1 protein-coding gene and 1 pseudogene are annotated in these 1550 nt (G+C 74.8%); one reads left to right on the forward strand and one right to left on the reverse strand.

Annotated features, from left to right (window positions below; translation table 11 throughout):
- Positions 1–37: 37 nt before the first annotated feature.
- Entirely contained in the window at positions 38–163 is a 126-nt protein-coding gene (locus GKQ77_RS33780; RefSeq protein ID WP_258022351.1) for a hypothetical protein, read from the reverse strand.
- 266 nt (positions 164–429) lie between these two features.
- Here GKQ77_RS33780 and GKQ77_RS32615 point away from each other — a divergent pair.
- Positions 430–1550, forward strand: a pseudogene (locus GKQ77_RS32615) (hypothetical protein); the annotation flags it as partial.

Raw genomic sequence — 1550 nt, forward strand, 5'->3', positions numbered from 1 at the left:
TCCCCAAGATCACGACCAGCTTCGCAGCCCCGCCGCGTCAGGTCGAGTGCCGCTTCCTCCGTACGTCCTTGGTGACCCTCCACACCGCGTATGCGAAGCGGACACACCGCACCGCGTTCAGGACGTCCTCACCGTGCTCCGCGATGAACTGCGCGATCGTCATTGCCGGTTGCCTCCGATCGGCCCCTGCGGGCCCTGTCGCGACGGCTCTTCCGCCGCTCGGTGACCTGGATACCGGGGGCGGTGCGGTGGCTTGAAGCGAGTGCGGACGGGGTGCGGACGGGGTCCGGACAGGGGTGCGCGGACCTGCGGGAGGAGCCGTTGTCCGGGTGTCCGGGGCCGGACGGCATGGACATGTGCGGACAGCCGCGTGGATGTCGGACCCAGCCCGTACGCTCGGTCGTCGGGTCGTGGCACGGGGAGGGACACATGAACGGGCTGAAGCCGGTCGAGCCGCGAGCGCCCGAGGAGATGCGGGCGTTGGCCACGCGGCTCCGGCAGCTGCTCGGCAGGCACGGCTTCAGCGGCGTACGGGACGTCTCCGGCATCTGCGGCCTGAGCCGCACCACGGTCTCCGACGCCCTGGGCGGCTCGCGGGCGCCGAGCTGGAGCACGGTCTCCACGCTGCTCAAGTGCTGCCGGGTCCAGCCGGATACGTCCTGGCGGCGGGCCCAGGAGGAGGCCAAGGCGGCCGAGCGGGAGTGGCGACGGCGGACGCGTGCCGGGCACGAGACCGCCGGGCGCACCGCCGCCAAGCGCGCCGCCGCAGAACCGCCGTCCGCGCCGGGGGCGTCCGGGCCGGATCCCTCGCCGCACAACGCCCCCGCTTCCGCCGTCCCCGGCACCTTCACCGTGCGTGCCCCGTACGGTGAGTTGCCGCCCCGGGTGCGTGGCCGTGACGGCCTGCTGGCCGACCTGCACCGGGCGTTGACGGCGGACCGCGACCGGATCCAGGTCCTGTACGGACTGGGCGGCTGCGGCAAGACCACCGTCGCTCTCGGCCTCGCCCGGCTCGCCAAGGACGAGGGCCACCAGGTCTTCTGGCTCTCCGCCGCGACGCGGGACAGCCTCGTCACCGGGATGCGTCAGGTCGCCCGTGACCTCGGCGTGCCCGAGCCACGGGTGGAGGAGGCCTGGTCGGGGCGGGCCAGCGCGATGGATCTGGTGTGGCGCGCCCTGGACGGCGCGGAGCGGCCCTGGCTCCTGGTCGTGGACAACGTGGACGAGCCCGGCCGTACGGCGTCCCTGCACGGCTCACCCGGCGACGGCACCGGCTGGATCCGGCCCAGCGGGGCCGGGCTGACCGTCGTCACCACCCGGATCGGCAACCCGGCGGTGTGGGGCGGCGAGGCGACGTGCCGTCCGGTCGACGTGCTCTCCCCCGAGGACGGCGCCGAGGTCCTCGTCGACTTCGCGGGCAACGCCGGTCCGATGGCGGACGCGCGGGCCCTGGCGCGGCGCCTCGGCGGAATGCCCCTCGCCCTCAAGCTCGCCGGGTCCTATCTGGCCCGGACGGGGCGGGGCGCGGGGCTGCTGCGCAGGCGGGGCGC

This window comes from Streptomyces anatolicus, assembly GCF_019400875.1.
Classification (GTDB): domain Bacteria; phylum Actinomycetota; class Actinomycetes; order Streptomycetales; family Streptomycetaceae; genus Streptomyces; species Streptomyces anatolicus.

Coding starts and splice junctions, on each gene's coding strand:
- GKQ77_RS33780 (WP_258022351.1), bottom strand. CDS start 163: ATGACGATCGCGCAGTTCATCGCGGAGCACGGTGAGGACGTCCTGAAC.